The organism is Kitasatospora sp. NPDC091257 (genome assembly GCF_044757675.1).
Taxonomy (GTDB): Bacteria; Actinomycetota; Actinomycetes; order Streptomycetales; family Streptomycetaceae; genus Kitasatospora; species Kitasatospora lactacystinica.
In genome coordinates, this window is sequence record NZ_JBIVVI010000505.1 from 1 (window position 1) to 6,182 (window position 6,182).

The following is a 6,182-nucleotide window of genomic DNA, read 5'->3' on the forward strand; positions in this document are numbered from 1 at the left end:
GGGCCGAGGCGGGAGCCGATCCCCCATAGCTCAATTGGCAGAGCAGCCGACTGTTAATCGGCAGGTTATTGGTTCGAGTCCAATTGGGGGAGCTCGGGAGAAGGTCCTTCGGGGTCCTGCTTCCCGTCCGTGGTACGGAAGTCGAGTACCGCGATCCCGCATAGCTCAATTGGCAGAGCAGCCGACTGTTAATCGGCAGGTTATTGGTTCGAGTCCAATTGCGGGAGCTGCACCGGGTCCGCCCGGTGACTGCTCAGAGCGAAGGCCCCTCGGTCGACCGGGGGGCCTTCGTGTTGTCGTCGCCCGGTCCCGCGGCGTGACGTACGCGACACCGCCCGGCTTCCCCCCGGATCCGCCCGTGCGCCCGGTTCCGGTCCCGCGGCCGGCTCCCGGGTCAGGCGGTCGCCTTCCGGTAGAGGTCGGCGACCCGCTGGTCGAAGGTGACGCTGTACGAGGTGCCGGGGGTTTCCCCGCCCTCCTGGTAGCCGCCGATCACGCCGATCACCGTGCCGTTCGCGGCGACCCACGGGCTGCCGCTGGTGCCGTCGGTGTAGCCGCCGCAGTCGAAGCGTTCCTGGGTGGCGCTCTGCGAACTGGTCCGGGCCGCGCAGGTGATCGGCTCGTCGCTCTCGTTCGGGTAGCCGGTGACGGCGACGGACAGGCCGAAGCCCTGGCCGGTGCCGATCGGATTGCCGCCGACCGCGTCCTCGACCTGCCGGCCGTCGACCGTGCCCACCGTGACGAAGGCCACGTCGTACTCGGGGTCGTCGCCGGCCGCCCAGCGCGGGTCGACGGTGATCGCCTGTACCGGCCAAGTCCCGTACGGCGTGGACCCGTTGCGGTAGCCGGGGGTGAACACCAGGCCGTCCAGCAGGCCGATCCGGCGGGTCTGCACGCAGTGCGCCGCGGTGACCAGCAGATTGCGCCGGGGGCTGTGCACCACGCTCGCGGTGCAGGCGCGCGGGCCCTGGGCGGTGCGGATGGAGAGGGTGCCGATCCGGTCCCGGGCGGGGCTCTGCTGCGCGACCTCGGCGGTCGGCGCCCCGTCCTGCCCGCCGCACGCGGTGCCGGCGGCCAGCAGCAGGGCGGCCAGCGCGGCCGTTCGTGCCGTGCGCGGGGGCCGCGGCGGGCGGGAGGCCATCGGGGCTCCGTCTCGTTCCTCGGGGCGGGCACCGGGGCCGTGCGTTCCGCCGTTCGTGAGGAAGATCTACCAGGCCGTGCCCGGCGGCGCCACCACCGCGTGTCGGGTCCGCCGCGGATCAGCCGGTGGCGCGGTCGTACAGGGCCTGGACGCGGTCGCCGAAGTAACTGCTGTACGAGGTGTCCGGGCTGTTGCCGCCCTCCTGGTAGCCGCCGATCACGCCGACCACGGTGCCGGTCCTGGTGGCCGGGTCGAAGTCGGTGACCCACGGGCTGCCGCTGGTGCCGCCGGTGTAGTCGGGGCAGTCGATCCGCAGCTGGGTGGGGCTCTGCCGGTCGGTGGTGTTGGAGCAGGTGATCGGGACGCCGCTGCTGCTCGGGTAGCCGGTGATCTTCACCGGGAGCCGGTAGCCGCGGTTGACGCCCAGTCGGTTGGCGCCGAGCACCTGCTGGACCTGGCGGCCGTCCTGCGCCTGGACGACCGCGAAGGCGACGTCCATGTCCGGGTCGGCGTGGTCGTTCCAGCCGTCGTCCACGGTGACGGTCAGCAGCGGCCAGACGCCGCTGGGGGTGTCGCCGTCGCGGTAGCCGGGGACGAAGACCAGATCGCCGCGCCGCCCGAGCTTCGGGTCCCAGACGCAGTGGGCGGCGGTGACGACGAGGTTGAGCCCGGCACTGTCGACCACACTGGCGGTGCAGAAGTGGTCGCCGTCGGCGTTGCGGGTGAACACCGCGCCGACCAGGCCGTTGAGCACGGTGGGCTTGGCGGTGCGGGTGACCCCGGTGTGCCGGCCGACCGCTCCCCTGAGCCGTTGCCGGTTCCAGCCGTGGCTGTCGACGGAGGCGGAGGAGGCGGTGGGAGGTGCCGAGGTGACGGTGGGGGTGCCCCCGCCCGGGCCCGCCGCGGTGGTGCAGCCGGCCGCGGCCAGCACCAGTGCGAGCGTCGCGGCCGCCGCCCCCGTCCCACGAGTCGTCATCCGCCCAGGCTGCCCCGAACGGGTGCCCCGCCGCCACCCGGGCTGCGCCGCCCGGGAGGCGCGTACCGTCGCGCACCCAGCTGGCCCCCGGCGCGCACCACGGGTGATCGACCGGCTATGCTGCCCGGGACGGCCTCGCTGGGGCCGTCTGCTGCTGCCGTGCCGACGACCGGCGCGTGCGGCGAACCGGGGCGGTAGCTCAGCCGGTTAGAGCAGGGGACTCATAATCCCTTGGTCGTGGGTTCGAGTCCCACCCGCCCCACCTTCTCGATGTGCGACGAGTGTCGTACGACCCTTCGCGGGCGGGCCGCCGAGCCGGCGCCCGCCGCCTTCCCACCGCCTGCGACGTCGCAGAGTCTAGGCCGCGGCCACCCCCTTCCCCGTGTGGCGCGCCGGAATTCACCCGCCCGTGGGCATCGGGCCGGGCCGTCCCCGACGGTCGTGCGCCGCCGCTCGGCGGCCGTTCCTCCCCCGTTCCCGTCGCCGCTGGGCGGCCGTCCGTTCCCCTGTGCCCGTCGCCGGTCCCTGGCGCGGTGCGGCAAAAAAGTGATATCACTTTGACATCGAATGCGGATGCTCGCAGAAGGAGTCGCTCCCATGACCACACCGCCTTTCGCCGTCGAGGACGGCCCCGCGCTGGACCTCCCGGTCCCCAGGATCACCGAACGGGTCATCACCGGGGCGGCCGGCCTGCCGGTGCTCGGCGGCGCACTGTTCGGCCTGCTCGCCGGGGTCGGCTCGGTCATCGCCGGCGCGGCCCAACTGTCCTCGAAGACCAGCGGGTTGGGCATCGCCCTGGTGATCGCCGGGCCGCTGCTGCTGCTCGGCTCACTGCTGACGACGTTCGGGCTGACGGTGGTCTCGCCCGGTCAGGCCCGGGTGGTCCAGCTGCTCGGGCGCTACCGGGGCACCATCCGCGCCGAGGGCCTGACCTGGCTGAACCCGTTCACCAACCGCCGGCACATATCGCTGCGGATCCGCAACCACGAGACCGAGACCACCAAGGTCAACGACGCGGACGGCAACCCGATCGAGATCGCCGCCGTGGTGGTCTGGCAGGTCGAGGACACCGCGATGGCGCTCTTCGAGGTGGACGACTACGCCGACTTCGTCGCCATCCAGACCGAGACGGCCGTGCGGCACATCGCCACCAGCTACCCGTACGACGCCCACCACGAGGGCCAGTTGTCGCTGCGCGACGGTGCGGACGAGATCGCCCGCAAGCTCTCCGCCGAGATCTCCGCCCGGGTCGCCGCGGCCGGGGTGCGGGTCGTCGAGTCCCGGATCACCAGGCTCGCGTACGCTCCGGAGGTCGCCCAGGTGATGCTCCAGCGTCAGCAGGCCGGGGCCGTGGTGGCGGCGCGCAGGCTGATCGTCGAGGGCGCCGTCGGTATGGTCGAGGAGGCGCTGGAACGGCTCGCCGAACGCGATGTCGTGGAGCTGGACGAGGAGCGCAAGGCCGCCATGGTGAGCAACCTCCTGGTGGTGCTCTGCGGCGACCGCGGCACCCAGCCCGTCGTGAACACGGGCTCCCTCTACCAGTAAGGCGAGGCCTTGGCGACGGAACGGAAGAAGCTCCTGTTGCGACTGGACCCTTCAGTTCACGACGCGCTCGCCCGATGGGCCGCGGACGACCTGCGCAGCACCAACGCGCAGATCGAGTTCCTGCTCCGCCGCGCCCTCACCGACGCGGGGCGGATGCCCGGCGGCGCGGCCCGGCTTCCCCGGCGCGGACGCCCGCCCAAGGAGGACCCGGAGAGCGGCGGTCCCGGCGGGGACTGACCGCGGCGGCCCGGGCCACCCACAGATCCTCCAGATCCTGGGAGAACGAGATGGACCTGCCTGCCAACCTGCCCGAGAAGCTGTACCTGCTCGCCCACGACCCGCGGCGCGGGCGGACCACCCAGCACTCCTCGCTCAACCTGCTGCTGCAGGCGGCGGCGCTGACCGAGCTGTTGCGCCGGGGCCTGCTGTACGAGGAGGGCCGCAAGGCCGTCGCCCGGGTCCGCGGCGGCGCCGCCGAGGACGGCCTCGACCCGTACAGTGCCGACCTGTTGGGCCGGATCAGGGCCACCCGGCCGCACAGCTGGAGCTCGTGGGTCGGCCGCGCCAGGAGCACCGGGCGCGACCAGCCGATCCGCCGGGTCCGGGACGGCCTGGCGGAATCCGGCCGGATCACCCTCCGGCCGCACCGGGTGGCCGGCCTGTTCCCGGTGACCCTGGTCACCGTGCACGACCCCGGGGTCCGCAAGGCGCTGGAGGCCCGCGTCACCGGGGCGCTGACGGGCCCGTTCAGCCGGGTCGACCCGGCCGACGCGGCGCTGACCGCCCTGGTGGCGGCGGGGAAGCTCCGTACGGTGCTCGGCTTCAGGGAGCGCCGGGAGCACCGCGGCCGGATCGCGAAGCTGGCCCCGGCGGCCGGCCCGGTCCCGCGCGCGCTCGGTACCGCCCTGGCCTGGCGGACGGCGGGCCACGCGGCGGAGAGCGCGGCCCTGGGCTGACGGACCGTCCACGGGGGTGACGGTCCGTCCGCGGGGCCGCGGAGCCCGGTCGCCCGTCCGGCGGCCGGGCTCCCGGCCGTCCGGGCCCGTAAGCTGGCCGGATGCTCGAACCCGCCCTGCTGCCGACCCCGCTGGTGGACTGCGCCGACGAGGCCTTCGCCCGGGCCGGGGTGGAGCTGCGGCTGAAGCGGGACGACCTGCTGCACCCGACCGTCCCCGGCAACAAGTGGCGCAAGCTGGCGCCCAACCTGGCCGCCGCCGTGGAGCAGGGCCACACCCGGCTGCTGACCTTCGGCGGCGCCTACTCGACCCATCTGCGGGCCGTCGCGGCCGCCGCCGGGGCGCTCGGGCTGGAGAGCGTCGGGCTGGTGCGCGGCGAGGAACTGGCCGACCGGCCGCGCAACTGGTCGCTGCGGGCCGCCGAGGCGGCCGGGATGCGGCTGGAGTTCCTGAGCCGGGCCGAGTACCGGGAGGCCACCGGCCGGGCCGAGGGGGAGCACGGCACGGACGCGCCGCTCCGTCGCTGGGGCCGCTGCCTGGTGCTCCCGGAGGGCGGCTCCAATGCCCTGGCCGCCGTCGGTGCGGCCGCGATCCCGGCCGAACTGCCCGGTCTCGGCGAGCGGGACGTGGTCTGCTGCCCGGTCGGCACCGGCGGCACCCTGGCCGGTATCGCGGCCGGTCTGCCGGCGGGCGCGCGGGCGCTCGGGGTGGCCGTGCTGCGCGGCGGCGAGGGCTACCTGGAGGCGGAGGTCACCCGGCTGCACCGGGCCGCCTACGGGCGCGGGTTCGGCAACTGGCGGATCGACCACGGGCACCACGGCGGCGGCTACGGCAGGGTCCCGGCCGAGCTGGCCGACTTCGCCGAGCGGTTCGAGCGCCGCCACGGGATCGCGCTGGAGCGCCGTTACGTCGCCAAGCTGCTCGCCGCGCTGGCGGACCTGGCGGGGGCGGGCGCCTTCCCCCGCGGCACCCGCCTCACCGCCGTCGTCACCGGATTGCCGGACCCGCAGTAGCGGTCGGTCTGCCCACGGTCCACGGCCCACGGCCGGCAGTCGGCCGGTCAGCCGAAGGTCAGGTTGGCGCACGGGTCGGTGTCGGCGTTGCGGGTGTTCTCCGCTATGCCGGTGGGGACGCCACCCGGGACGCCGCTCGGGACGCCGCTCGGGGTGGCTCCCGCCGCGGCACCGGCCGGGGCACCGGGCTCCGGGCTCGGGGCGGTCACCGGGTCGATCCGGGGGCCGGCCGCGCGGAAGTCGGCGCCGAGGGTGACGGTGATCGCCTCCGAGCCGGGCTCCTCGACCGCCTTGGCGCCGGGGAAGAGCGCCACGACCTGGTCGGCGGTGGCCTTCAGCGCGGGGTCGTAGGAGACCTGGGTGGCCTGCTGGCCGGGGGTGTTCTGGCCGAGCGCGACGTTCCGGAAGCCGCGGGCCTTGAGCGTCTCGGCGCCGGAGCCGGCGAGGCCGGGCGTGCCGACCCCGTTGACCACGGTGATCGGCGCCGCGCTCTGCTCCGGGGTGAGCGGGGTGAGCGGGGTGCCGGGGGCGGTGCCCGGGTCGGCGCCGGG

7 protein-coding genes and 3 tRNA genes are annotated in these 6,182 nt (G+C 74.7%); 7 read left to right on the forward strand and 3 right to left on the reverse strand.

All coding sequences use genetic code 11. The features are described from left to right. Nucleotides 1-19: 19 nt before the first annotated feature. Nucleotides 20-92 (forward strand) — tRNA-Asn (locus ACIQOV_RS22745). A 62-nt stretch (nucleotides 93-154) separates the two neighbouring features. Then, a tRNA-Asn gene (locus ACIQOV_RS22750) sits at nucleotides 155-227 on the forward strand. A gap of 167 nt (nucleotides 228-394) precedes the next feature. Here ACIQOV_RS22750 and ACIQOV_RS22755 read toward each other — a convergent pair. Together ACIQOV_RS22755 and ACIQOV_RS22760 are read right to left on the reverse strand one after the other, a co-directional pair. Further along, the gene (locus ACIQOV_RS22755) at nucleotides 395-1,141 is read right to left on the reverse strand and encodes a trypsin-like serine peptidase (protein ID WP_401051115.1); all 747 of its coding nucleotides are present in this window, start codon (nucleotides 1,139-1,141) and stop codon (nucleotides 395-397) included. A gap of 118 nt (nucleotides 1,142-1,259) precedes the next feature. Further along, on the reverse strand, nucleotides 1,260-2,117 hold the full coding sequence (locus ACIQOV_RS22760) for a trypsin-like serine peptidase (RefSeq protein ID WP_401051117.1): 858 nt from the start codon (nucleotides 2,115-2,117) through the stop codon (nucleotides 1,260-1,262). Nucleotides 2,118-2,305: 188 nt separating this feature from the next. Here ACIQOV_RS22760 and ACIQOV_RS22765 point away from each other — a divergent pair. From ACIQOV_RS22765 to ACIQOV_RS22785, 5 genes are all read left to right on the forward strand, one after another. Further along, a tRNA-Ile gene (locus tag ACIQOV_RS22765) sits at nucleotides 2,306-2,379 on the forward strand. A gap of 335 nt (nucleotides 2,380-2,714) precedes the next feature. Then, nucleotides 2,715-3,662: an SPFH domain-containing protein gene (locus tag ACIQOV_RS22770; protein WP_380542394.1), complete on the forward strand. Its 948-nt coding sequence runs from the start codon at nucleotides 2,715-2,717 to the stop codon at nucleotides 3,660-3,662. A gap of 9 nt (nucleotides 3,663-3,671) precedes the next feature. Beyond that, entirely contained in the window at nucleotides 3,672-3,899 is a 228-nt protein-coding gene (locus ACIQOV_RS22775; RefSeq protein WP_359915252.1) for a hypothetical protein, read from the forward strand. A 50-nt stretch (nucleotides 3,900-3,949) separates the two neighbouring features. Then, nucleotides 3,950-4,618, forward strand: a complete 669-nt coding sequence (locus ACIQOV_RS22780; protein ID WP_401051120.1) for a GPP34 family phosphoprotein — start codon at nucleotides 3,950-3,952, stop codon at nucleotides 4,616-4,618. 101 nt (nucleotides 4,619-4,719) lie between these two features. Further along, the gene (locus tag ACIQOV_RS22785; RefSeq protein WP_401051122.1) at nucleotides 4,720-5,631 is read left to right on the forward strand and encodes a 1-aminocyclopropane-1-carboxylate deaminase/D-cysteine desulfhydrase; all 912 of its coding nucleotides are present in this window, start codon (nucleotides 4,720-4,722) and stop codon (nucleotides 5,629-5,631) included. A 47-nt stretch (nucleotides 5,632-5,678) separates the two neighbouring features. Here ACIQOV_RS22785 and ACIQOV_RS22790 read toward each other — a convergent pair. Then, a partial coding sequence (locus ACIQOV_RS22790) for a LytR C-terminal domain-containing protein (RefSeq protein WP_401051125.1) occupies nucleotides 5,679-6,182 on the reverse strand: 504 nt, incomplete at its 5' end.

Excerpts from the sequence above, each read along its gene's own strand:
- ACIQOV_RS22755 (WP_401051115.1), bottom strand. The coding sequence starts at position 1,141 with ATGGCCTCCCGCCCGCCGCGGCCCCCGCGCACGGCACGAACGGCCGCG.
- ACIQOV_RS22760 (WP_401051117.1), bottom strand. The coding sequence starts at position 2,117 with ATGACGACTCGTGGGACGGGGGCGGCGGCCGCGACGCTCGCACTGGTG.
- ACIQOV_RS22770 (WP_380542394.1), top strand. The coding sequence starts at position 2,715 with ATGACCACACCGCCTTTCGCCGTCGAGGACGGCCCCGCGCTGGACCTC.
- ACIQOV_RS22780 (WP_401051120.1), top strand. The coding sequence starts at position 3,950 with ATGGACCTGCCTGCCAACCTGCCCGAGAAGCTGTACCTGCTCGCCCAC.
- ACIQOV_RS22785 (WP_401051122.1), top strand. The coding sequence starts at position 4,720 with ATGCTCGAACCCGCCCTGCTGCCGACCCCGCTGGTGGACTGCGCCGAC.